Annotated in this window: 12 protein-coding genes and 4 pseudogenes; 9 read left to right on the forward strand and 7 right to left on the reverse strand. The window is 43.0% G+C overall.

Going from position 1 to position 26,029, the window contains the following annotated elements; all coding sequences use genetic code 11:
* Nucleotides 1–242, forward strand: a pseudogene (locus H6G97_RS20860) (hypothetical protein); the annotation flags it as partial.
* Nucleotides 243–271: 29 nt separating this feature from the next.
* Here the strand turns inward: H6G97_RS20860 and H6G97_RS20865 are convergent.
* The 3 genes and pseudogenes from H6G97_RS20865 to gyrA form a co-directional block, all read right to left on the reverse strand.
* Nucleotides 272–433: pseudogene (locus tag H6G97_RS20865) on the reverse strand (DUF4870 domain-containing protein); the annotation flags it as partial.
* A 91-nt stretch (nucleotides 434–524) separates the two neighbouring features.
* On the reverse strand, nucleotides 525–2,183 hold the full coding sequence (gene lnt / locus H6G97_RS20870) for an apolipoprotein N-acyltransferase (RefSeq protein ID WP_190942601.1): 1,659 nt from the start codon (nucleotides 2,181–2,183) through the stop codon (nucleotides 525–527).
* Nucleotides 2,164–4,770, reverse strand: a complete 2,607-nt coding sequence (gyrA, locus tag H6G97_RS20875; protein WP_190942602.1) for a DNA topoisomerase (ATP-hydrolyzing) subunit A — start codon at nucleotides 4,768–4,770, stop codon at nucleotides 2,164–2,166. Before gyrA ends, lnt begins: the two co-directional genes overlap by 20 nt.
* Before the next feature lie 537 nt (nucleotides 4,771–5,307).
* Here gyrA and H6G97_RS20880 point away from each other — a divergent pair.
* Nucleotides 5,308–6,186, forward strand: coding sequence for a glycosyltransferase (locus H6G97_RS20880; protein ID WP_190942603.1), 879 nt, complete (start codon nucleotides 5,308–5,310; stop codon nucleotides 6,184–6,186).
* Between the two features lie 29 nt (nucleotides 6,187–6,215).
* Here the strand turns inward: H6G97_RS20880 and H6G97_RS52720 are convergent.
* Nucleotides 6,216–6,538 (reverse strand): annotated as a pseudogene (locus tag H6G97_RS52720) (chloride channel protein); the annotation flags it as partial.
* 118 nt (nucleotides 6,539–6,656) lie between these two features.
* Here H6G97_RS52720 and H6G97_RS20885 point away from each other — a divergent pair.
* From H6G97_RS20885 to hisD, 3 genes and pseudogenes are all read left to right on the forward strand, one after another.
* Nucleotides 6,657–6,854, forward strand: a complete 198-nt coding sequence (locus H6G97_RS20885; RefSeq protein ID WP_118166258.1) for a hypothetical protein — start codon at nucleotides 6,657–6,659, stop codon at nucleotides 6,852–6,854.
* A gap of 222 nt (nucleotides 6,855–7,076) precedes the next feature.
* Nucleotides 7,077–7,226: pseudogene (locus H6G97_RS52725) on the forward strand (sulfurtransferase); the annotation flags it as partial.
* A gap of 90 nt (nucleotides 7,227–7,316) precedes the next feature.
* Nucleotides 7,317–8,597 carry a histidinol dehydrogenase gene (gene hisD, locus H6G97_RS20895; RefSeq protein WP_190942605.1) on the forward strand — a complete coding sequence of 427 codons (1,281 nt, stop codon included), beginning with the start codon at nucleotides 7,317–7,319 and terminating at the stop codon, nucleotides 8,595–8,597.
* A gap of 176 nt (nucleotides 8,598–8,773) precedes the next feature.
* On the opposite strand, the gene H6G97_RS20900 is transcribed toward hisD, so the two are convergent.
* A complete protein-coding gene (locus tag H6G97_RS20900; RefSeq protein WP_190942606.1) occupies nucleotides 8,774–9,265 on the reverse strand; it encodes a cupin domain-containing protein in 492 nt (163 codons plus the stop codon).
* Between the two features lie 1,077 nt (nucleotides 9,266–10,342).
* Here H6G97_RS20900 and H6G97_RS20905 point away from each other — a divergent pair.
* Both H6G97_RS20905 and H6G97_RS20910 read left to right on the forward strand, forming a co-directional pair.
* Nucleotides 10,343–15,706: a translocation/assembly module TamB domain-containing protein gene (locus H6G97_RS20905; protein ID WP_190942607.1), complete on the forward strand. Its 5,364-nt coding sequence runs from the start codon at nucleotides 10,343–10,345 to the stop codon at nucleotides 15,704–15,706.
* A gap of 438 nt (nucleotides 15,707–16,144) precedes the next feature.
* Nucleotides 16,145–17,488: a hypothetical protein gene (locus tag H6G97_RS20910; protein ID WP_190942608.1), complete on the forward strand. Its 1,344-nt coding sequence runs from the start codon at nucleotides 16,145–16,147 to the stop codon at nucleotides 17,486–17,488.
* A gap of 34 nt (nucleotides 17,489–17,522) precedes the next feature.
* On the opposite strand, the gene H6G97_RS20915 is transcribed toward H6G97_RS20910, so the two are convergent.
* Nucleotides 17,523–18,197: an S-layer homology domain-containing protein gene (locus tag H6G97_RS20915; protein WP_190942609.1), complete on the reverse strand. Its 675-nt coding sequence runs from the start codon at nucleotides 18,195–18,197 to the stop codon at nucleotides 17,523–17,525.
* Between the two features lie 258 nt (nucleotides 18,198–18,455).
* On the opposite strand from H6G97_RS20915, the gene rpiA reads away from it, so the two are divergent.
* Nucleotides 18,456–19,166 (forward strand): ribose-5-phosphate isomerase RpiA, encoded by a 711-nt coding sequence (gene rpiA / locus H6G97_RS20920; protein ID WP_190942610.1) that lies wholly within the window; start codon nucleotides 18,456–18,458, stop codon nucleotides 19,164–19,166.
* A 315-nt stretch (nucleotides 19,167–19,481) separates the two neighbouring features.
* Here the strand turns inward: rpiA and H6G97_RS20925 are convergent, their stop codons facing one another.
* Entirely contained in the window at nucleotides 19,482–23,810 is a 4,329-nt protein-coding gene (locus tag H6G97_RS20925; RefSeq protein WP_190942611.1) for a DUF4347 domain-containing protein, read from the reverse strand.
* 601 nt (nucleotides 23,811–24,411) lie between these two features.
* Between H6G97_RS20925 and H6G97_RS20930 the strand changes: the two genes are divergently transcribed.
* The gene (locus H6G97_RS20930; protein WP_190942612.1) at nucleotides 24,412–26,025 is read left to right on the forward strand and encodes a serine/threonine protein kinase; all 1,614 of its coding nucleotides are present in this window, start codon (nucleotides 24,412–24,414) and stop codon (nucleotides 26,023–26,025) included.
* Nucleotides 26,026–26,029 lie beyond the last annotated feature (4 nt).

The following is a 26,029-nucleotide window of genomic DNA, read 5'->3' on the forward strand; positions in this document are numbered from 1 at the left end:
AGTTGGCTGCTAGAACTATGGTACAGCGACGCAAGATTAGTTATGCCACCCAAACAGAACTTGGTACCAAAGCATGGGATATTTTCATGTCCCTGGTTGCCACTACTCGTAAGTTAGGTATTAGCTTTTTTGAGTATATGCATGACCGGATTTTGCAACTCGGTGATATTCCCTGTTTGGGTAACATTATTCGAGAGAAGTCTTCTTCTAACCCATTTGGTTGGTCGTGGCTACCTGAATAAATCTCTACCCCGAAATTTTGAGCCGATACAATGTAAAAATTGAGGGATTCTTTGGCATTTTCTTTGATAATCGGGTCATTGCTAATTAACAAAATTGCAATGGGTATGCCAATAGAGATGATTGTAGAGCTAAAAAATATTGCTCCGTGGCTTAAGGCTGATAAAAGCTTGCGTTGCTGAATGTCTTCCATGCCACAATTCCTCTTTTAGAGACTCAAGGTGTCGCGTCTAGTGACTATTACTCGTGGATATCACTCACTGTAGTATGATCTGATATTAGCGTTAGTTAATCACTCTGTGCACAAACCACCCTAAGACACTCAATCCCAATAACACAGGTGTTAACCAATCACCCCAACGCACATATAAAGTTTGTGTCTGTCGCCGATAAATTGTTTCAGCATGAGTTTCGTAAGTATTATATCCAGATATCCACAAGGTTCTACCGTGAGGATCTAGAAATGCTGAATATCCCGTATTAGTTGCTCGTGCTGACCATCGATCACTTTCAATTGCCCGCATGATATCCTGTGCATGGTGCTGAAATGGCATGGATGCACTGTAATGGGCATCGTTAGAAGAACTGAGAATAAATTGTCCACCCGCCGCAGCTTGACGACGAAATTGTTCAGGAAAAGCAGATTCGTAACATATACTAGCGATCGCACGACCAAAAGGAGTATCAAATATTTGATTTGCCGAACCCGGAACTTGGTGTGCTTCCAGTGGCGACAAGCGCTGAACTATTCCCCCTAAAATTTCTTCAAAGGGAATATATTCTCCCAAAGGTACTAATTTGGACTTATCGTAGCGGCTGACAATTTCACCCTTACTGTTGAAAGTAAACAAGCTAATTGTATAACTGTCTCCCCGTTCGCCAAAAGCCCCAATCCAAGCAACGACACCTTTCTCCTTCACAGCTGCAACTAAAGCAGTTCCCAGCAAGTTACGCTGGAAAATAGGTAAGGCTCCTTCTGGGGTGAGGACTGCATCTACACCTTGGTCGGCTAAAGTTAGATATCCATTGGTATAGTTTTCTTGGGCGCGACGAAACCCTTCGGAACTTCGTAAAAGTTGGTTTGGGATATTACCCTGAACAATCCCCACTTTCAAGGCTGCTTCTGGTAACTGGGCGATGGGACGGCTATATAAGATAAAACCGATCAGGTGTAAGGTAATTAATAGTCCTGTGGCGATAACCCAGTATTTATTAACGAACCGCAGAGGCGCGGAGAAGCCAGTGCGTTGGGCGGGTTCCCCGACTTGTAGCAACTGGCGCGACGCAGAGGAAATCTTGGCATCTTGGCGGTTCGTCCATCCTTCCGCAATTAAGCCATTAATAGCAACGATCGCTGCTGTCACAGTATTAGGCCCAGAGAGTTGCCCCAGATGTACAATTACGAGATTGTGCGGACTTTGGGTATAAGCAAGGGAACTCCACCACAAAGGCCCCGCACTCCACAGACTCTCTAATCCGCACCAGACGGCTGTACCAATAAGTATGCGTAGCCACGGTTTTTGTCCGTTTAGGCGAACCATCACAGCCGCCCAAATAGTAACGAATATCCCTCCCAAAACACTGATAAATCCCCAACAAAAAAGGGTGATTGCCAAGCTTGGCAACCAAGGAACGCCCAACCATGTCATCGGATGAATTCCAGTAATCCAAGATAGGGCGACACCGTGATAACCGATACCCCAGAAGAGAGCAGGGGGAGCAGGGGGAGATTGGTTTTTGCGTTTGGCTGAAGTGATAACTAGCACCCATAAGGGAACTAGGGCAATCCAAGCCAAGAACCAAGCACCTACAGGGGCTACGGTTAGCCCCATTAAAATGCCGCTAGCTAAGGCAATCAAGCAAGGAAGTAAAGAGATAAACCTCTCCCCCTGCCTCCCCTGCTTCCTTTGCTCCCCCTGCTTTTTACTCTGCTTCTTCTGCATCGGCAGCATCAGGTGGAACTACTGCCACTCCGATAATGGCATCATCTTCGTCTAAACGCTGCACTCTGACTCCAGTTGCCGATCGCGATTGGATAGAAATCGCATTCACCGCTTGACGGATGATAATACCGCGATTTGTCACCATCATGATTTCATCATTATCATTGTTGACAATGCGTAGGGTTGCCAGCTTGTCTTTGGTTTTGCGGTTTTTGAACTTGGTTGCCATTAAACCCTGACCAGCACGGTTTTGCAGGCGGAACTGGGCAACTGGTACGCGCTTACCATATCCTCCCATTGTAATTACCAACACCCAAGGCCCAACAATGCCACTGCTAGGGACTTCTGCGGACTCTTCATTAGTTTCAGTAATTTCGATATCTTCTGTTTCGATTGTTTCGATATCTTCTGTTTCGGCTTCTGTAACTATATCCAAAGTTTCAAGAATTGCTGCGGGCAGAATATCCATACCCACTAGTTCATCTTTATTTTTGAGTTTCATGGCTTTCACCCCACGAGTTGCCCTACTTAAAGGACGCAGTTGTTCGTGGTTGCACCGGAAGTTAATCGCCATTCCGTTCCGAGAACCAATGATTACACTGTCCTCTACTCTAGCGCGTCGCACCCAGCGCAGTTGGTCGCCTTCTTCTAAGGAAATGGCAATCAAACCATTGGCGCGAATATGACTAAACGCTGCCAATTCAGTTTTCTTGATATTGCCGCCCTTGGTGAGCATGACCAGATATTCTTCACTGCTAAACTCGTCAACAGGTACAATCGAAGTGATTTTTTCCTCTTTGGGAATCGGTAGCATCTGGACAATTGGTGTTCCGCGGCTAGTACGCGAACTCGCTGGAATTTGATAAGCTCTTAGGCAATAAACAACACCACGCTCACTAAAAAATAAAATACTGTCGTGATCGCAGCAAGTTAAAAAATGCTCAATGGTATCATCATCTTTCACCTTGGCTGCGGCTTTGCCTCTGGTAGCACGGCTTTGCGCTTCAAAGGTGTTAACTGGCATCCGTTTGATGTAACCTTGCTCTGTAACCAGAATTATTGCTTTTTCATTGGCAATTAGGTCACGGTCATCTAATTCCCCTTCCCCTGGTAAAATCACTGTGCGGCGGGGTGTGGCGAAATTAGTTTTTAGTTGCGCGACTTCGGTTTCAATGATTTCTAGCACTCTTTCCCGACGTGCCAAAATATCTTGCAAATCGGTAATCTTCGCTTGTAATTCCTCGTGTTCCAAACGAATTTTGTCTGCTTCTAAGGCAGTCAACCGCCGCAATTGCATCTGCAAAATCGCATCTGCTTGCACTTCCGAAAGTCCGTAAGTTGTGATTAATTCGCCTTTGGCTGTGGGCGCATCGGGAGCATGGCGAATCAAGACAATAATTGGATCTAAGTGTGACAGCGCAATTAATAATCCTTGCAGAAGATGGTCGCGTTCCTCGGCTTTCCGCAGTTCGTAGCGGGTGCGTCTGGCAATGGATTCGATGCGGAAATCCAAGAAGACGGTTAAGAACTGCTTGAGGGTGAGTACTTGGGGTTCGCTATTCACCAACGCCAGCATATTTGCGCCGAAGTTGGCTTGCAGTGGCGTTTGCTTGTAGAGGTTATTTAGAACGACGCGGGGATAAGCATCACGCTTGAGTTCGATGACAACTCGCATCCCGTCGCGATCGCTTTCATCCCGGATATCTGCGATGCCCTCTAGCCGCTTCTCGTTCACCATTTCGGCGATTTTTTCAATTAGCGCCGCTTTATTGGTTTGATAGGGCAATTCGGTAATAATAATTGCTTCTCTATCTGGCCGTCCCCGTTGTTCAACGGTTTCAATGTTAGCGACACCACGCATGGTAATGGAACCACGCCCGGTAGTGTAAGCTTCACGAATGGCAGATGTCCCCAAAATTTGCGCCCCAGTTGGAAAGTCTGGGCCGTGGACATATTGCATTAATTCGAGATCGGTGATTTCTGGATTGTGGATTACAGCCACCAAAGCATCAATCAATTCGCCCAAATTGTGCGGCGGAATGTTGGTTGCCATACCCACGGCAATCCCAGAGGAACCGTTGAGTAACAACTGCGGAATCCGTGCCGGTAAGACTGTCGGTTCTTGCTGGGAACCGTCGAAGTTATCAGCAAAATCTACGGTTTCATACTCAATGTCGTGCAGTAAACCAGCGCTAGTTAAAGCTTGTAAGCGACATTCTGTGTATCGCATTGCGGCTGGCGGATCGTTGTCTACCGAACCAAAGTTACCATGTCCGTTAACTAGGGGCGATCGCATGGAAAAATCCTGCGCCATCCGCACCAAGGCATCATATACTGCTGTATCACCGTGAGGGTGATATTTACCCAACACTTCCCCAACTACACGGGCGCATTTCTTAAAAGGGCGATCGTGGAGCAAACCTAGCTCGTGCATTGCGTAGAGAATGCGACGATGCACAGGTTTTAGACCATCCCTGGCATCTGGCAACGCCCGACCCACTATCACGCTCATGGCGTATTCCAGATAAGACTGCGACATTTCGGTTCGCAAGTCTATCGGGATAATCCTCTCCTGTGAGGTTGTCATAACCTAAAAATCTCCAAAAATCGTAGATTTTAGCTTGTTTACTCAACAAAGCGCAAGATTATTCTAAATTGCTCTTGAATAATTGCTATAATTTGATACAATCTTAGCATATATTGATTTTTTATGCCTGGGCAGCTAAATTCAAATATTGAGCTAAACCGCTGTATAATAATTTTTGGATGTGAAAAGAACTCTTGCAGGATGTTTAAAAAGTATTTTTGGTAAAATCTAAGGCTCCTAAACCTAACCCCCATTTCCTTGTAGGCAAGGTAATAGGGTTTTCAAAGAATCTTACCGAAACGGTGAGAGGTTTCTAGAGGGGTTTTGATTATACTTTAAATACTGTTTGAACAACCTCTTAGCTAGTTAATAAGAATAGTCAACTAAAAGATTGTTTAGTGCAAATTTATCTAACTTGAAAAATGATCGGTAGGGTAAATTTAAGTTAACAATCCAAATTTGCTTTATAAACTCTTACTTTCACAACTATTATTTCCTAAAAATTCTGACAATCTATAAATTTAGGATTGCTATATAATGAGTAGTTTTGAACATTTCATTTTAACTAGATTTAATGTAAGAACTAATTTTAGTCAAACATCACAAGGACTTGATCCAGATTGGCTGAGTCACCGATTCAAATTATTTGAAGATTTTTGCTATCCTTCTGTTCGTACTCAATCTCAACAAAATTTCAAGTGGCTTGTTTATTTTAATAGCGGAACTCCTGATTTTTATAAAAGTAAAATTGCTGAATACACAGAGTGGAGAAATTTTATTCCAATTTGTATAAATACGGACTGTGAACTTTCTGCTCAATTAAATTGCACTTCTATCTTGAATGAATTGAGATCAGAAACTCAATACTTAATTACTACTAGGCTAGATAACGATGATGCTATATCTAAAAATTTTGTAGAAGTAGTTCATGATAATTTCTGTCAACAAAATTTTGAATTCATTAATTTGAGTAATGGCTATGTTTGGAGTGAGGGGAGAATTTATTTGTTTAATTACCTTAGTAATCCCTTTATAAGTTTAATAGAAAAAATTAATAGGTTTGATACTGAGCCATTTAAAACCATTTTTTGTGGAGACCATACACAATTATCTTCATTAGGTAGAATTAGGCAAGTTCAAGTGAAACCGAGTTGGCTGCAAGTTATTCACGGAAAAAATGTATCCAATAGAATTAGAGGTATACGACAACCAATAACAAGTCTTGGTAATGATTTTATTATTAATTCTGAATATATTCTTGAGAAAGAGCAGTTCCTACCTTACTTGTTAGACAAAGGGTGGACTTTACTAAAGTATCCGATAGAATCTATTCTGATAAATTTACCTAAAGAGAAGAGAGAAGAGTTAAAAAGATTGTTGAGATTGTTGAAAAAATTTCAACCTAATTTTCAGTAAATCAAAAAGTTTTGTCTAGTAAGTAGGTAGGCGAGAGTTAAGAGAAAAATAGCACCAAAACTAGTAGTGAGGGGTGAATCTAACTCTTCATGTCTAAAATAACGCGTAAGGGGTAATAAAACTGCTAATCTGCCAAGTCCCAATCCTGCTAGTGTTGTGCGTATATAAATGGGGCCCGGAATCAGGGTAAAGATGCGTAGACGTGAAACGGCTTGCCAAAAGGCATCGCAGCTCCGAAAAATGGCCATAAAATCCATCCTGCTACTGCGCCGATAAATCCAAACATGATCGCGATCGCAAAATCATCAATTTTTTCTAGGTGATACTGAGGAAAATGCCAAGTTGGCGCAATTCAGAAGCAAGAACCATTGAGGGATTCTTACTTATTCTTGTGTGAAATTAAGTCTCTAGATAGTGTAAATCTGACTACAAAACAACTTAAGCTTGGCATATAAGTTTGGGAAATAGTGATGAATAAAGAAACAGTTCCTAGTCAAGCTGAAAAGTCTAGTCCAGAAGGCGATCCATCGCAACTAGATCCAGAGGTACTGGACAAAATTAAACACCCTGCAAGAATAGACGATGTTATTCGGGAGCAATCACCAGAAGAACGTAAAAGTAACCCAGCTTTAGTACCGGAAATGATCGATGATCCAACTGATGATTGATTGGGTTTGCAAAAGAGTAATCGAAATGCTCTGATTCCCGACTTCTCCAAGAAGTCGGGAATCTTATTAGTAATCTATCGCTACCCAAAATTATGCAGTTCTTCCTGATGTACTTCTGGCGTGTTAATGTCTAATAGGACAGCCGTAGTATCAAATTTTACCTGAGGAGTTGCTGGATAAAATTCTTTTATAATTTGGCGTAAACCTAAGTTTTGTTTACAGATATTTTGTAACTGTTTTAAAGGTTCAAGGGCTGCCAATACATTGATAGCGCTAGAAGAGGCAGGAATTTCTGCCAAAAATTATTTTGGCTCTTGGAATGAATGGTCTTGCGACCTTTCATTACCGATTGATAGTAGAGTCATGGAATAAGCGTGTGAGCCTGCTGATAATTAGCGATCGTATATAGCGGTTCTCAACGTTAAACTAATTATTGACCTCACTGCTTTTAAGATACTGTCCATGCAGCTACTTCAAACTACCGACAAAGATTTTTCTGTCAAATTTAAAACCCTTGTAAGCGATCGCCGGGAAGTTACAGTTGATGTTAGTGGGACAGTACGCGAGATTCTAGCTGATGTCAAAGTGCGTGGTGATGCCGCAGTCAAGAACTATACTAGCCGCTTTGATCGCAACAATCTTCAGTCTTTGCATCTAAGTGAAACCTTTATTGCCGAACACGCAACGCAATGTCCTGCCGATGTCTTGGCTGCGCTGGAATTTGCTGCTGAGAGAATTGTGGCTTTCCATGAAAAACAACTACCGCAAGATATTGGCTACACCGATACAGTCGGCGTAAAACTAGGATTGAATTGGGTAGCGCTGTCGCAAGTGGGAATTTATGTACCAGGGGGACGGGCTAGCTATCCGAGTTCTTTGTTAATGAATGCCTTACCAGCCAAAATTGCTGGTGTTGAAAGAATTGTCATGACAGTACCGATGCCTAACGGTGAGATTAATCCCGCCGTATTGGCTGCTGCTCAAGTTGCTGGTGTTACAGAAATATATGGCATTGGTGGGGCGCAAGCGATCGCAGCATTAGCTTATGGTACAGAAAGCATTGCCCCGGTAGATAAAATTGTTGGCCCTGGTAATGCTTATGTTGCTGAAGCCAAGCGTCAAGTCTTTGGCACTGTAGGCATTGATAGCATCGCTGGTCCTTCAGAAATTTTAGTGGTAGCCGACAGCCAGAACAATCCAGATTGGATTGCCTGGGATTTACTATCGCAAGCAGAACATGATCCTAGTGCCCAGTCAATCTTAATTACCGATTCAGAAATTTTCGCGCAACAAGTAATAAAGGCTGTTGAAAAAATTCTTGCCGATCTACCCACCACAGAAGTTGCTAGTGCTAGTTGGCAAAATTATGCAGCCATTATTCTGGTCAGCGATTTAGCACAGAGTATACCACTGCTTAATCAACTAGCTCCAGAACATGTGGAATTATGCACAGATAACCCGCAATTGCTTGCCAATCAAATTAAGTGTGCCGGGAGCGTGTTTTTAGGACGCTATACTCCAGAAGCGATTGGCGATTATTTAGGAGGCCCCAACCATGTACTGCCAACTGCCCGTTCTGCCCGCTTTGCCTCTGGTTTGAGTGTCTACGACTTTCTCAAACGAATTACTTATTTAGAATGTGACAAACAAGCATTACAGACGATAGGCAAAGCAGCTATCACCTTAGCAGAGGCAGAAGGTTTGCCAGCCCATGCAGGTAGTGTATCTGTACGCTTGCAATAAAAAGCTGAGATAATTTGTAAAATTGTGCAGATTGCAACTGCCCAGATGAAGATAGTCTCGTATCTTACTAGATGCGGTTTGAGACTTACAGCATATTTCAGGTATGGGTAGGGGCACAACATGTTGTGCCCCTACGATTATCTGTACTCACGCCCGTTGCAATCTGCTGTAACTGCTTAACCAAATGGTAAAGCGTCCTTTTGATCAAAGATTTCTACAGAATCGCCACGTCGAACCATGCGTTTTCCCAGATGTGGAAAATCAGCAATTTCCACATCAAGATTTTCTCCCCTCATTAAGTAAACTAAGTTTTCATCCCCTACATTCCTGAGATGGTGGGCTACTGAAGGAGTTGGGAATGCCATAAAGTCCCCTGGAAAAACCTCAAATTCTTCCCCATCTATTTCTGCGTAGGCGTAGCCCGCCGCAGGCATCGCTCGTCCCGATAATATATAAATCCATTCTTCCTCGCAGTGATGAGAATGGTAAACAAAAGATTCTTTCCCCGCAGGAATGACAGCAAAGTTGACCCCAGTACGCTTTAGCCCAACCGTGCGCCCCATGTATATTCCCGATATTTCCGAGTTTGCATTCCAAGGGTGAGAGAAGGTCTGCATACTGTCGGCAATTTGTTTAGCACGCAAAATCAAAGATTTTTTGTTTGTCATATTTCATAACTTGCTAATGGCTCAATCTCCCCAAATTCAATGACATCAGGTTCTATAATCTCTATTTCAACATTAAGTAACTAAAGTAACTAGACATGAAAAATTATAAAATTAAGAGTAGAAGAGAACAGATTATTGAAAATGCCAGCAGCATTAAGAATAAAACTGACTAAAGAGGAAGACAAAACGTTACAGGTGTTGAGCCTTGCAGATAACGTAAGTAGGTCGGTGTCAATAATTATAGTTATATTTAATCATGTCTAGCTACTTATCTGCCGCCTGGGTAGTCACTATAACAAAATCATCACTACTTGGTAAGATTATATAAGGTTAAATTTTCTAACCACCGTTGTATATACAAGACCTCTGATGGAATAGTTTAATATTCAATGATTTATTATCTCTACTGTGAGAAATAATACTTACAGCAGTTTTCATGTATTTAAACCTAGTTCAGGAGTTTAAGTCCCTTGCTTCTATCAAGCAGCGCGAATTGAAGCCAAAGCTAAATCCCCGTCACGAAACGTAATTGCGTTAGCGACGTAGGAGCGTCATTGCGTTAGCGTAGCGGGGCGTTCGGTTTTAGGGTCTCGCAGAGAAGCCTATTGCGAATTGGTTTAACCACATTTGTCGTAAGGGCGCAAGACCTTGTGCCTCTATCGGTTAGTCTATTTAGCTGAAAATGGCTGTAAGCAAATAAAATCTATCTTAAGATATCAATTCTTTATACAAAAGATAGTTGCTGAAAATATATATATTATGAGACAAAGCATACTAATCATGTACTTTACCTAACAAAAAGGAGGCAAAATTTGTCAGAAAACTAATTTGATAACTACAACCTTTTAAAAGGTGAAGCAAAAAATAGCTAGAATTACTGCTCAGATTGAGGAAGTGCTAATTAAGTACCATACTCTAAATGAAATCTCCAAATTTAAGGCAAGAAATCAAAAATGTTGTGTAACAAATGTTACTTAACATAATATATAAAGCCGCAGCTTGTGACTGGCTGATACAACTATTACTAGCCTGTCTCTGAGCTAATTCCAGAAAAAAGTACTGGTACTAGTAACGATCATGAAACGATCTCCAAATTCAGGAAATAATCAGGAACCATCTAATCCTCGTCTGTGGCTCCTGCTTTTAGGACGTACCAGTTTAGCTGTTGGTGTTGTTTTGCTGGTTGGAATTGCAGTCGGTGCTTGGTGGGCTAGAAGCTATATATATAAAGATTTAGCTCCATTAGTGCAACAAAATCTCGAACAATTGCTTGGGCGTCCAGTAAAAGTTGGGAACGTTGAACGTTTTTCGCTTTCTAGCCTAAGATTTAGCTCTCTATCAATACCAGCAACTCCCACCGATCCAGATCAGGTGGTAGCAAAAGCTTTGGAGGTGCAGTTCTCGCCCTTGCAGCTTCTCCTCAGCCGAAAACTGGCATTAAATGCGACGTTAATTCAACCCAATGTTTACATCCAACAGGATCAGGATGGTCGCTGGGTTACTGCCCAAGTCAAGGCTGGGGAGGGACAAGGTTTTATTCAAACCGACTTGGAGACACTTCAAATTCAAGATGGGAATGTAGAGTTATCGCCAGCCTCCGCACCAACTAGACCGAAAGGCTCAGTAATATTAAATCAAGTTGGTGGTATTGCCCGATTTTTTGATCAAAATCAACGAATTGGTTATGACCTTAATGCTCAACTCGCCAGGGGAGGTGCAGTTAAAATCTCTGGTGAAACACAAACAAAAGCTCAACAAACTAATCTCAAGCTGCAAGCACAAAATTTACTAGCTTCTGATATTAGTAGATTAGTTGAGTTACCAATTGCTTTGCAAGCAGGGCGAATAGAAGCTGACTTAGGGGTTCAGATTCCACCCAAACTGTCAGAAACAGCCGTTACGGGAACCGCCACAGCTAATCAAGTCATTGCTAAAGTTCCAAATATTCCTCAGCAAGTTTCTAATTTTAATGGGAGATTTATATTTAATGGTCAGACAGTTTCTTTAGAAAATCTAAATACAAACTTTGGCAAAGTTCCTATTCTGGCTAATGGAACAATTAATACTCAAACAGGTTTTAATGTTGTAGCTCAAATAAAACCTGTTAGTGCGAAAAATATTTTAGACACGCTGAATGTAAAATCGCCAGTCCCAGCTAGTGGCGAAGTTCAAGCAAATATTAAGGTAGGCGGCGCACTACAGCAACCAGTCGTTAGCGGCACGGTAAGCAACACAAAACCTATTCAAGTTGACCGCCTTCAATTTAAAACCGTCAACACTGACTTTCGTTTGAATGCATCTCAAACTGCATCTCAACTTACCGTCTCTAATCTAAATTTAGTCCCCGCAGCAGGTGGTCAAATTACAGGTGGCGGTCAAGCTAATATAGGAGTCAAAGATAACGTAATCTTTAATGCTCAAGTTGATGGTGTATCAGGGGATATATTAGCACGTACCTACGGCCTTACTCTTCCGATCGCAGTTGGGAATATTTCAGCAAAAGCACAAGTTACTGGCTCACTTGGCAAACAGCCTTTGAACCTTGATATTAATAGTGTTCAAGTAACGCCGCCAACTGGGGGGCAAATTACAGCCAATGGTCAAATTCAACTAGCACCTCAAGGTCAGGTAAGCGTAAATATTCAAGCTCAAGGTTTACCAGGAAATGCGATCGCTCAAGGTTACGGTATTTCAACACCGATTAATATTGGTGGTATATCTGCGAACGCTAAAGTTTCTGGTTCTCTGGATAAACCCTTAAATGTTAATATTGGTCGCGTTCAAGCAAGTCCAGAGGTGGGAGGGCAAGTAACAGCTAGCGGTCAACTTCAGCTTGCACCCCAAGGTAGAGTAGCGTTGAATGTCCAAGCACAAAATTTACCAGGGGATGCGATCGCAAAAGCATACGAATCCTCACCCGGTATTACCATTGGGAATGTATCAGCAAATGCCAATATTTCCGGTACTCTGAACAATCTGCAAGCAGTAGCGCGGGTGCAAGCGCCTAACGCCACCTATCCCACTACCGGACGAGTTGTTGTTGATCAACAAGGAGAGAATATTGTCTTTCCAAATGCTGTCGTGAACGTGGCAGGTGGGACAATCAGAGCTAGTGGTCAACTTGCACAACAACGCTGGCAAGCAGCTGTCAACACTTCTCAAATTCAACTCAATCGGTTTTCACCACAACTGCGAGGAAGGCTCAATAGCAACATCCAGTTAGCAGGTACAACAGAATCTTTCCAGCTTGCAGATATTCGCGCCGCAGGACAAATCCGCCTTTCCCAAGGAGTAGCGCTGCTAGCACAACCGCTCACCGCTCAATTTCAGTGGAATGGACAGCAGATTATAGTTGAAAACGCAAGTACCCCAGGATTGAGTGCTAATGGTGCGATCGCTATTCAAACTCCACCAACTGGCGCACCGGAAATTGCAGGATTTAATTTAAATGTACTGGCACAGAATTTCAACTTAAAAAATACTGGTTTTGAAATTCCCGGTGACGTAGAACTAGCGGGGTTACTTGATTTTAAAGGACAAGTTACAGGTACTCCAGATGTTCCGCAAGCTACTGGCAATATCCGACTGCGGAATTTCCAGGTTAGTGACTTGGCGTTTGACCCGCTTTTAACCGGAAACGTGAATTTTCAAGGAGGACAGGGAGCAAGTCTGCGATTAGCCGGGAAACAAGATCGGATTGCGCTGAACCTGGGTGCAGATTATCGTCCCACTTCATTTTTAGTCAAGCGGGATGAGGCAGTTACCACAGGTAGAACTGAGGGAGATAACTTACTCATTAACGCTCAACAGTTTCCCATAGCTCTGATTGGAGGCTTTTTACCGAACAATCAATTGCAACCACTAGCGGGGCAACTATCGGGAGATTTAGTTGTTAATCTGAATAATTATGCCATTGCGGGAGACGTTGCGATCGCCGGGCCTCGTGTTGCCAGAGTAGCAGCAGATGAATTTCGCGGCACTATTAATTATGCTGATGGCACTGCTAGCTTGGCTAATGGTCAATTGCGGATTGGAGATAGCAACATCGCCCTGAGTGGAAATGTAAAAGCAGGTAACGACCCGCAATTCCAATTCCAAGCTAATTTTGATCAAGCAAGAATCCAGAGACTTTTACAAGCGTTTAATATCTTTGATTTTCAAGACTTTGGTACCGGGTTGCAGCCTCCAACGTTAGCTGGAGCAGAGGTACTCGATACCAACGCTATCAGTTTGCCCAATGCAGATTTGCTAACACAGCTTGCATATTTCTCAAAAATTAGAAGATTGGTAGCACAACAACAGCAAGAAGAGAGAAATGGAACTGCATCTTTACCTACCCTTGCAGAATTAACGGGTGCTTTGAGCGGAGGAATTACAGCTAATGGCTCGTTAAAGTCTGGGTTGAATGTCGGCTTTAATTTCCAAGGTGCTAACTGGCAATGGGGTGAATACTCCATTAATCAAGTCGTTGCTCAAGGTACTTTTGCCGATGGAATCGTCACACTTTCGCCGTTGAGTGTCGGTATAAATCAAGGACTAGTGGCTTTTTCAGGGCAGTTAGGAACTGAGCAACTATCTGGAAACTTGAATGTAGCAAGTTTACCTTTATCACTTTTACAGCCTTTTATCGAACAATACCCCATAGATATCACTGGTAATGTAAATGCTAATGCTGCCTTGGGAGGTAGTTTACAAGATCCCAGAGTTCAAGGGGAAGTGACACTGGCTAATGCAACTCTCAACAAGCAACCTGTACGAACAGGACAAGCGAACTTTGATTACAACAATGCTCGTTTGAATTTTGACAGTAGCTTACTAGTGACAGGAACGCAGCCAGTTACTATTACAGGTAGCGTACCTGCTCCGTTACCTTTTGCCGAAGTGCAACCGGATAGCAATCAAATCAACATCAACGCCAATGTGAACAATGAAGGATTGGCACTGTTAAACCTGTTTACTAACAATCAAGTCGCTTGGGTAAATGGTCAAGGACAAGTAGATTTAAATGTTCAAGGTACTTTAAACGAACCAATTATTAACGGCAATGTCACACTTAATGATGCAACTTTTAGCGCTAAAGCCTTATCTGAACCCCTAACGAATGTCACAGGAACAGCGCAATTTAATGGCAATACGGTGAATGTCCAAGGTATCCAAGGCACTTACAATGAAGGGCAAGTAAGTGCATCAGGCATACTCCCGATTCTTCAGCCTCAGCAAGCCGTAGCAAATCCTCTCACAGTATCAATAGCAGACAAACTCAACTTTGAAATTGCAGGACTGTATGAAGGCGGTGTTGGCGGCGATATCGTATTTCGCGGAACAGCGTTAAAACCTGTAATTGGTGGAGAGATTGAACTGAGTGATGGTCAGGTGATTATTGGAAACTCGGCTACTGGTGAGAAAAAATCAGCAGCTACAGCAGCGGCTAACGCTAACGTCATAAATAGGGAAGAGTTTAACATTAATGTCACACCTACAGCAGAGAGTAATCCTAGCCCAGTGATTACACCAGAAAGTAGCACTAGCACAGCAACTCCACCCAATTTAGCTATAGAGTTTGCAGATTTAAGGTTAATTCTAGACGACGATGTTCGTGTTACCAGTCAATCCTTTCTCGACTCAATACCAGGAGCAGCCGTCTTTAGTCAGCCCCTATTGAGCTTTGATGCAAAAGGCGACTTGACCATTAATGGTACATTAGCCAAACCGCGTCCTGAAGGAGTCATTCGTTTGACAGGAGGACGAGTAAGTTTATTTTCGACTGAGTTTACCTTGGAACGAGGGTATGAACAAACCGCGCGGTTTATTCCAAGTCAAGGACTTGACCCTACTTTGGATGTCCGACTGCTCGCAATTGTACCTGAAACATCGGCAATCAACAATAGAATTTTGGAATCACCATTGTCTGCTGAAATCAGCGATGTTTCTGCTACCAACTTTGGGACTTTACGTACAGTTCGCGTTCAAGCCAGGGTTAACGGGCCAGCTAGTGAATTGGGCGAAAATCTGGAACTGACGAGTCAACCTAACCGTAGTAGAGGAGAAATAGTTGCTTTACTGGGTGGCTCGATTCTTGGTTCTTTCGGTCAAGCAGATGCAGGACAAGGACTGACTAATTTCGCTAGCTCTACCATTTTAGGTGGTTTGCAAGGAACTATTACTGCGATCGGTCAGGCTGTTGGTTTCAGCGAATTTCGGATATTCCCCACCCCTACCACTAGTGATGAAAAAACGACAGCTTCAGTTCTGAATTTATCAGCAGAAGGTGTATTTGACATCAGTAGAAATTTCTCTGCTTCTTTATCACGACCTCTTTCTAGCGATGAGTCTTTCCGTTATAACGTGCTTTATCGACTCAATGACGAAATTTTGATGCGAGGCTCAACTAATTTGGGGGATGAAAATCAATTCCAAGTTCAGTATGAAACCAGGTTTTAGAGCAATACAGTTCGAATCTCTACAAGTTGGTTCTAGGCAGGTTTTTAACTTAACTTGACACACCGTAGCCCCGCGATCGCGAAGGGGTACAATGACTAGAGAAGCTCTTATACAGTTAGCAAGGCAATTTCTATCTCTTTCTCCCCTGCTCCTCTGTCTCTCTAGGAACTAAAGGACTTGCAAAAAATAAATTATCCCAAATTATTTCTAGATTTGTAAGGACGCAAGACCTTGCGCCCATACAAAACAATTTAGTTTCAAAGAGTCAATGGTGAATTTTTGACTTGCTAATGACCAATAATTTATTGAGAAGTTAGGATGAAATTACAATCGAACATCAGTTGAGATATTTTCTTCTGATGCAAGTAAAAACATCAAACAGCAACGTTTATTCTGTCAAATTTTACCAATTTTTAGTAAATTTAAATTACCAATCCCATGCCAAATCGTCATTATCCTCCTGCTTACTTACGCTATCTCAAAGCCAGGTTATCGAATCTAGGGAGACCTAGTTTTTGGGTAACTGCAATTTTTTTATCTGTAGTCGGACTAGGAACCTGGGAATACTGGTCAAACCCCAATATTTTTGTTTCTAAGCAAAAAACCCCAGCCACTTCACAAAAGCCTGCTGATTCCTCACTCTCAGAAGAAAACAAAGCTATTGCAGCAGATATTGATAACCTACCAGTTTTGTTTAATGACTTTGAGCAAGCATCTCTCTCATTAACGGCAAATACGCCCCAGGAAAAGACTGACGCAAAAAACAGCAAAGGCTTATTAGAGGATGTAATTAAAAAACAAAATTCTGCTAGTGATACCAAATTAAACCCTGGTTTAGGTGTTAATAGCGACACCTCCCCAGCCATGAAAAACCCCTTTGTAGTACAAACAGAAAATTTATTGCGTGCTGGGACGGTTAATAGTAATAACCAATTTCTGGGTGTTAAAACCCTAAATGCGGCATCTGAACCAACAGAGGGTCAACAAACATCCTCTAGTTTGAGTATTGGATTGACTAATCAAACTAACAAGAATCAAAATTCTCTCCCTGTCAGCCCTCTGCAATCAGCGCTCAACCAATGGACAAACCAGAAATTGTCTAGCTTTAATGGTACCGCAACTCGAACAAATGCGTCGAGTCAAGTATCTGAGGCAGGAACAACGTTAATGCCACCCATTAACAGCTTACCCAGTCAGAATTCTCTACCAAGCACTGGGTTAACTACTGGAGCAGGCTACACATCAACGGGTACAAACTTACCACAAAATAATCCTTACACTAATCTAAATGGTGGTCAGGTAATCCCTGGTAGTGTGTCAACGAGTACGAACTTACCACAAAATCCTGACAACACTATTTACACTAATTTAAATGGTGGTCAGGTAGTGCCTAATGTCGCACCAGTAACGCCCCCATTCACCTCTACTGCACCAAATAATCTTGTACCTTACTCTAGTCCGAGTCAAGGTGTTGTCAACCCTACAAACCCTGTGGGATATGGAAATTATGGTTTGCAGCAGCGAACGCAACAACCACAGTCCAATTATGGAAATTATGGTTTGCAGCAGCGAACGCAACAACCACAGTCCAATTATGGAAATTATGGCTTGCAGCAGCCAACACAACAACCACAGTCCAATTATGGAAATTATGGCTTGCAGCAGCAAACACAACAGCCACAGTCTAATTATGGGAATTATATTTTGCAGCAACCAACACAGTCAAATTCCTTATATCTTCGGCAGATTCGAGACAAGTATAGAAGTCCGGGTCAAAAATGATTGTAAGCACGTTGCTTGACTGAATAAAGTGCAGTTAAGGAGATTGTGGGCTATTTGGAATAATGGGAACCTCTGGTGTTTCAGGTTGTTGCTGTTGTCGTTGTAAATATTTACTCAGTACATAAGCCATATCTCCACGCGTTACGGGTTTTAATGGGGAAATATTTCCTTGAGCATCTGTGTTAAGAAATCCCTCAGTAGCGACTGTAGCGATCGCTTTTCTGGCCCAAGCTGGGATAGACTTTTCATCTGGATATGAAGCCAAAATCTCATTTACAGCATCATCGGGAAACTGAAAGACACCATAAGCCTGGGCGAAAATAGCCAGAGCTTCTGCCTTTGTCACCTTTTGGTTAGGGAAAAACTCATTGCGCCGATAGCCTTTCATAATGTCAGTTTTTAAAACTGTTTGTATATCATTAAATGCCCAATGAGAACGAGGAACATCTGGAATCGCTAAATTTTCTTTATTAACAGCTTCTCTTTTATTTAGCCCAAATGCTTTCACCATAATCGACGCTAATTCTGCCCTACTCAGTAACCTTTCTGGGTAAAATTTGCCATCAGAAAAGTTTGTCATCCATTTGGCAGCAGTTACCTTTTCAATAGAATCAGATGAGATTCCAGAAGTAGATTCTGGGACTTGAGCAATTGCTGGCAGGTTTTGTAATAGTGCCACTAAAGATAGAGTAATTGAAAGCTGACGCATGATGATAACCACTTTTAGCTGCTGTGAATTTAAAAAACTACGTTACTGAGGTTAAGGCAAAATTTGGTATTCCTAATAACCTGTAACTCAGTTGATGACGAATTTAAGCTGGGCAATGTTGCGTAGCTACATAGTGTGTTAGCTGGTTTTCATAACCAAGAGAGTAGCAATCAGCAAAAACTTGTTTTTTACCTTTCATTTTTTGGCGTTATCTGCCTACTACTATGGACTATAGACAGTTTTTCAGGAGTTTTGGCAATGACCGCAGCAGCAGATCCCGTAAAGTTGATGAAGCAAGAAGTTGGCAAAGCCGCCGCGGCCCTGGTTAAGTCGGGTTCCATTGTGGGGTTGGGTACGGGGTCAACTACAGCATATACGATTCAGTTTTTGGGCGATCGCCTCAAGTCTGGTGAACTCAAAGATATCATTGGTATACCCACTTCGTTTCAGTCAGAAGTGCTGGCGAAGCAGTATGGTATTCCTCTCGCTACCTTGGATGCTATTGACCATATCGATATTGCCATTGATGGGGCAGATGAAGTCGATCCGCAAAAGAATTTGATTAAAGGCGGTGGTGCAGCTCATACCCGCGAAAAAGTCGTAGACTACCTGGCAGAACAGTTTATCGTTGTGGTAGACAGTGGTAAGTTAGTAGACCGCTTAGGTTCTAGTTTCGCTGTGCCCGTGGAAGTGATTCCAATGGCAATTACTCCTGTTACCAATGCCATCAAAAAACTCGGTGGCAAACCAGAACTCCGTATGGGTATAAAAAAAGCTGGGCCAGTAATCACCGATCAAGGGAACTTTGTCTTAGATGTTAGATTTGACTCTATTGAAGATCCAGTCGGACTAGAAAAGACATTGAATAACATTCCCGGTGTCTTGGAAAATGGTATTTTCGTTAACTGTGTCGATTTAGTTTTAGTTGGTGAAGTCAAAGATGGTCAGCCATTAGTGCGGCAACTGTAAGAGTTGTAGATTTTGGATTTTAGATTTCAGAGACATCTAAAATCCAAAATTGAATAATTTGGCGTTGCATATTTGCGGGATGATTTGGCAACTTCTAAAATTCTCCCCCTGCTTCCTCTGCCTCCCCTGCCTCCCCTGCTTGCTCCAATTCATCCCACTGTTCTGCAATGCCAATAATTTAATTTCTGGAAGTCCCCAAATAAAAAAATACTCAACTACTTCTTGTAGGGTGGAGCGACACGAGCGTCCGTAGCTAAGGGCGGACATCTTGTCCACCCCACAAGAAGATTGGATAATTTATTTGTTGGAAGTCCCCTAGACGATGACGTTAGTACCGACTACCAGATTTGTAGCCGTGAAATTATCTAAACTTGTCAAGGTGGAAAAGAAGTTGTCGTAAAAAAGGGAATCCACACGAGAGACTTGAACTAGTGTAGAAGTACCCGATTGCACAAACTGTAGTCTGCGATCGCTGATAGGATTGCTGCCAGTGTACCCCAAGCTCTTAAACACGTCAGTAAGGACTAACTTATCCTCGGCCTGATTAAAGTCAGTGATTTTATCACCAAAAAAACCGAAGGTTTGGTAAATGAACTGGTCATTACCGCTACTGCCAGTCAAGATACTCTGTGCAGAATCACCATTTTTGCTACCACGAAAGAGAATATCATCACCAGCACCACCGATCAGGCGATCATTACCTGCATCAGTAAACAAGATGTCATTGCCAGCACCACCGATGAGGCTATCATTACCAGCATCACCGACAAGGATATCATCGCCAGCACCACCGATCAGGCTATCATTACCTGCACCACCGCGTAACAGGTCGTTACCACTCTTGCCATCAATGCGGTCATTACCTCCCTGACCATTAATAACATCAGCTAAGTTGTCAAAACCATCGACATTGTTGTTTAGGTCATTGAGAAAGGTGACTGTGTTTTTGTTGATGGTGCTTGGGGTGGAGTTGGCATTAAAGACATCAAAGCTGTCACGAATGCTGCTTTGCCCATCAAACAGGATATTACCGACAGTAGAGAGGTTTTCTAGGTTTTCGAGAGCAAAGTTTTGCAGGATAACTTTGTCATCAGCCACCCCTTCAAAGGCGATTTCCAGATTGTTACCATTCTGGGTGAGTAGCAAATTTCGGGCAGTCAATCCAGCACCTTGGAATTTCAGAATATCCAATTCGCCAATGATTGCTGCCGAGGGATTTGAGCCTTTGCCTAACCCGCTGAAATCGGTGATAGTATCAACACCATCACCTAAATTGTAAACAAATCTATCTTTGTCACCGCCACCGATTATGAGGTCGTTGCCTTGATTACCTGTGATGGTATCGTTCCCGGCTTGAGCGTTAATTATCTCACCGTAATTCTTACCCACTAAGTTATCAGCGCCACTGGTTCCAATCAGACTATTGAACTCTAAAGCACCAATATCAACTGTAGCCTGAGATATTCTGTCAAATCCAGCGCCACGTTGATCGGTGGTAATACCTGCTGGAATCAGGGCATTATTGCCTGCGTTAATAGCGGGACTACCCTCAAGTAATGCATTAGTAAAAGTTGCACCACCGTTATTTTGCAGGGGGCTGAGTTTGGGATCAATTGGGTTGGCGCTAGTGCCGACGAGGATACTAGTGGTAAAGCCTGTACTATCTGTGTTGTCACCAATTAGGTTATTGCCGAGGTCGGTGAAGTTGCCTTTAACATCGCTGGAAACATCAAACTTTAAGTTGCCTGCAATGATAGTGTTTTCAACAATAACAGTGCCATTAGATTCATTGAAAACGCCCCCATTCTCAGCAGTAGCGAAGTTATCTAATGCCTCGTTATTGGCAATAGTACTATTGGTGAGGGTGAGAGTGCCGCTGTTGTTATAGATGCCACCGCCCCGAGAATATACACGATTACTAGAGACAGTGCTGTTAACCAGGTTAAAAGTACCATCATTAAAAACGGCGCCGCCCTCTACTGCCTCATTACCAGAGATAGTGCTTCCTGTTATATCGACAGTGCCAGAGTTATAAATACCACCACCATAAGACGGATCGCGCGAAGGAGTTCTAGCATTAATACCACTGGTGGAAGCCTGATTACCAGAGATAGTGCTTCCAATTATCTTGAGGATGCCTGTGTTAAATATGCCGCCGCCATATCCATAGAAGCCGAATACAGTATTACCAGAGACATTACTATTAGTCAGGCTGAGAGTGCCTGTGTTAAATACACCGCCGCCTAATGATGACCCCTGGTTGCGAGAAACAGTGGTGTTGGTCAGGCTGAGGTTGCCTCTGTTAAAGATGCCTCCTACTGCTCCCTGATTGTCTAAGACAGTGCTATTAGTCAAGTTGAGGCTGGTATTGCTATTGAGGAAAATGCTCCCATATATGACATCATTAGCATTGGCAATCTTCAAGCCATCAATGCTAACATCTGTCCCTGTCCCCGCGATCTCGAATACAGTGGAGGCATTATTGCCGCTAATGGTTAGCACAGATGCTCCAGTTCCCACAATGGTTACATCATCAGTAATCGTCAGTTGCCCAGAAGTCAGGGTGATGATATCTGGGGTAGCATCAGTGAACACGCTGTCTGCAAAGGTTATTATATCTGCGCCAGCAGTCGCATTGGCATTCAGGAGCGCTTGCCGCAATGACCCTGCCCCAGAATCATTGGTATTAGTTACTACTGTATCAGTGTTAACAGGTAGCGGGGTAATCGGAGACTGAACTTCATAAGCACCGATATCAACTGTACCACTGAAAATTCGGTTAAATCCATTACCTCTTTGGTCAGTGGTGATATTAGTTGCAACTAGGGAATTATTGCCTGCATTAATAGCGGGACTACCTGCAAGTAAGGTAGAAGTTAAGGTTGCACCACCGTTATTTGCCAGCGGCCCGAGTTTTGGATCAATGGGGCTGGCGCTCGTACCTACTAAGGTGCTGGTGGTAAAATTAGTGCTACCAGTCTGATTACCAATCAGGTTATTGCCCAAATCGCTGAAAGTGCTGCCGGACACGTCGAGGTTGATGTCGCCAGAGCTAGATTTGTCAAAGTTGCCTGCAATAATGGTGTTGCCCACAATAGTGCCAGCAAGTATGCTGTCAAGAAAAAGATTAGGCTCAGTACTAAAAACACCACCACCATTGTTATTGTTAATCGTGCTGTTGATGATGCTAAACCTTGTAAAGTTATTAACAATGCCACCGCCTGCTTTGTTGCCAGAGACAGTGCTATTAATCACGACAGCTGTACCAAAGACATCATCACCATCAAACTGTCCGTTAGAAATGCCGCCGCCACTGAAGGTTGCCGTATTATTAGAGACAGTGCTATTGGTAAGCTTAAGAGTGCCTCCGTTATCGATACCGCCGCCACTGAAGGTTGCCGTATTGTTAGAGACAGTGCTATTGGTTATAAAGGTGCTGGCGAAGATTTTATTGTTAATACCGCCACCGCCACCGTCACCGCCCTCGCTCTGGTTTGCCGTATTGTCAGAGACGCTACTTTTCGTGACGTTGAGGATGCCTGTGTTATTGATACCGCCGCCGCTAGAGGTTGCCGTATTATTAAATACATTACAATTACTCAGGCTAAGAGTGCCAAAGTTATTGATACCGCCGCCGTTGGAGGTTGCCGTATTATTAAATACATTACTATTGGTGAGGCTAAGGATGCTATTGGTATTGATCAAAATACCGCTATCATTACCATTAGCGATCGCTAAACCATCAATACTGACATCTCTCCCTATTCCCGATATCTCGAACACCCTGGAAGCATTATTCCCACTCACGGTAAGCTTCGATGCCCCAGTACCCAAGATGGTAATATCATCAGTAATGGTCAGCTTCCCAGAGGTAAGAGTGATTACATCTGGGGTGTCATCTAAGAATATGCCTCCAAAAGCGATCGCATCATCCCCAGCAGTAGTATTAGCTAGGTTAATTGCCTCCCGCAATGTCATGATGTCGTTGTTCGCGTCATCATCGGTGTCTTGGGTACTATTCACCGTAAACGTTGCTAGTACTCCTGGGTAAGCTTCTCGCGTCGTTTGGGTAAACGCAAGATTTACTTCCATCTCATCTGTGCGAACTTCTAACTCCCAGTTACCGCCTAATGCTGCATTGCCAATCCGCTGACGCGAAGCAGCAATATTCGCTCCTGTGAGTTGCTGCAATTTGGCAATAAATTCTGCCCCCATATCACCGGAAGCAACATTGCAACCATAGATGAGTAGGTTCAAGGGGTTATGGTTTTTGGCAGACACTGAAAATATCTTCTGCCATTGTTGGAGTTGCTGGCTGTATTCTGCGAGGGTATCAAGTCCTAAATGGGTGTTGCCCAATTGTAAGGAACCTGGGACACCGTGGCACACAATATGAATGTTAGTCAAATTCGAGCGATGTCTAACGAGAAGCCCCTGCGGGTCTACGCAACTCGCCAGAATTTTTGTAATTTGCTCAACACCGTTCTGTGTCGAGTCAAGCAGAAACACTTGGGTATTGGGAAGCACACCATTAACTAAACTGCTATAGTCTTCAATCGCCATGTCGATGAAGACTAAACTATCGGTATAGGAGATGGAAGTTACGGGATTTTCTTGGAGGTGTGAGGTATGTAGAGTTGTCATTTTGTTACTTCGAGCTAAGTGATGAGGAAAACTCAAACCGACTTCAGCCTTGTAATTACAGGAATTTCACACAACTATCGAAAGTAAAAAAAATTATATGTTTACTAATTCTTTTTCCTTTCGTTTTTATCATCTAGCAAGTTGCTGTTTTTGTAAAGCGATTGTAGTATGCCATCTTACTAATTTCCCCAACTTATATTTAGCAAATGTATCAAAAATCAGCTTTTATCGACGGTGAAAGCTAAATTACCTCTATTTTTAGGCAAATTAAATTTGCATTATCCATAACCCTTGTAGAGACGTAGCACTGCTACGTCTCTACATTTTTTTCACTCATATCTCTATTGATAAAATCTAAAAACATACCCTTAACCAGTCTTTAACTTTAGGCTTACCGCGCTCCCGCGCTATCATCTGAGAAAGATAAAACTTTTGTGATCATGGGGAGGTCTTTCTCACTTAAGGTATTTCAACAAATAAATGATCCCGTAAAATAGACAGGCAAGAACCCTGCCCGATAAAAATATGGGAAAATTTTTGGGAAATCCCTGAAGACTCAGGACTCGCTACTTATCTGCTCACTCAGGACTCAGGACTCTTTATGTTAGCAGGCACAATTTTGCAGGATGGAAAATATACCCTAATTCAAGAAATAGGGCGGGGTGGCTTTGGCATTACATTTAAAGCTACGCATCACTACTTGGGTCAGGAGGTGGTGATGAAAACCATCAATGAACGGCTGCGACAACATCCTGATTTTGCCAAATTCGAGCGCCAATTCCAAGATGAAGCGAGACGATTAGCTGCGTGTATCCACCCTAATATAGTCCGAGTTAGTGACTTTTTTGTTGAATCTGGATTACCTTACATGGTAATGGAATACATTGCTGGCGAAACCTTGGGAGACGCATTTGTATTACCAGGGATACCACTGCCTGAAGCCACAGCAATTCATTACATCCGGCAAATTGGGGCAGCGTTGCAGGTAGTACACAACAACGGTTTGTTGCACCGGGATGTAAAACCAGATAATATCATTCTTCGTCTGGGAACACAGGAAGTGATACTAATTGATTTTGGCATTGCCAGGGAATTTAACGGCGGTGCTAGACAGACTCACACAGGTATGGTTTCTGAGGGTTATTCTCCCATTGAGCAGTACTTGACGCAAGCACCACGCACACCTGCCACAGATGTTTACGGTTTAGCAGCAACCTTGTATGCACTGTTGACAGCCCAAGTTCCCATACCTGCATTATTGCGCGATCGCGAACAAATGCCTTCCCCCCGCGAACTGCAACCACATTTGAGTGCTGCTGTCAACCAAGCGGTAATGCGCGGTATGGCGGTGGAGTCTCGTTTTCGGCCAGCGACAGTTGCTGAGTGGCTGCAATTGCTTCCAGGAAATAGCATGAATGGAACACGGCAAGTTTCACCCACTTACGCAGTGCCAACTGTTAATTTATCTGCCCAGCAAGCAGAAACTGTAATTGGGAAAACTGCCCAAAATTTTATTAATAAACGATCTGCCTTGGCGCAGCCTAACCCAGGCATCGTTAAAAAAACTGTACTGGCTAAAAAGCTGGGATCATCTCAAGTATTTATTGGTCTAAGTGTAGCCGTAGTAGCTGCTACAGCAGGTTTTGGGATTACGAGCTTATTACCTAAATCTCAGCAGCAGCCAACCACAAAGCCGCTTTTTGAACAGCCAACTCAAGAATCAGGCGCAAAAGCACCCAACTTCAATAGTAAATCTTCACCCGGAGGTGAAGAGACTAACACCACCTCAAGAACCGAATCAGCACCAGCCTCTCGGCGTCGGCGCAATCGTCGTTCTTCGCAAGAAGAATCTCCCAGCGCTCGCCCTACAAAAGAATCACAACGCGACAATTCTGAACAATCCACACCTTCACCTAGCGTTTCACCTACACCCTCACTAGTAGAGAAACTACGGGCGATCCGCTCATCTCGTAATGCTTCCCCTAAACCATTGCCAGAAAATAACTTACCCACTTCTAGTCAAGATTCTGCCTCTCCTCAACCCATGAGTCCATCGAACCCTGTGGTTATACCAGCAGCACCACCAACGGAATCCAAACAATCAGATCCTTCTGCTGTAGTAGTACCAACACTGGAAAAGCAAAATTCACCACTTAATAGTCAACCCCAAAATGTTCAAAAGTTTGAGGAAAAGCCACAAGATGACAATAATTAGTCAA

Source organism: Nostoc flagelliforme FACHB-838, assembly GCF_014698065.1.
Classification (GTDB): domain Bacteria; phylum Cyanobacteriota; class Cyanobacteriia; order Cyanobacteriales; family Nostocaceae; genus Nostoc; species Nostoc flagelliforme_B.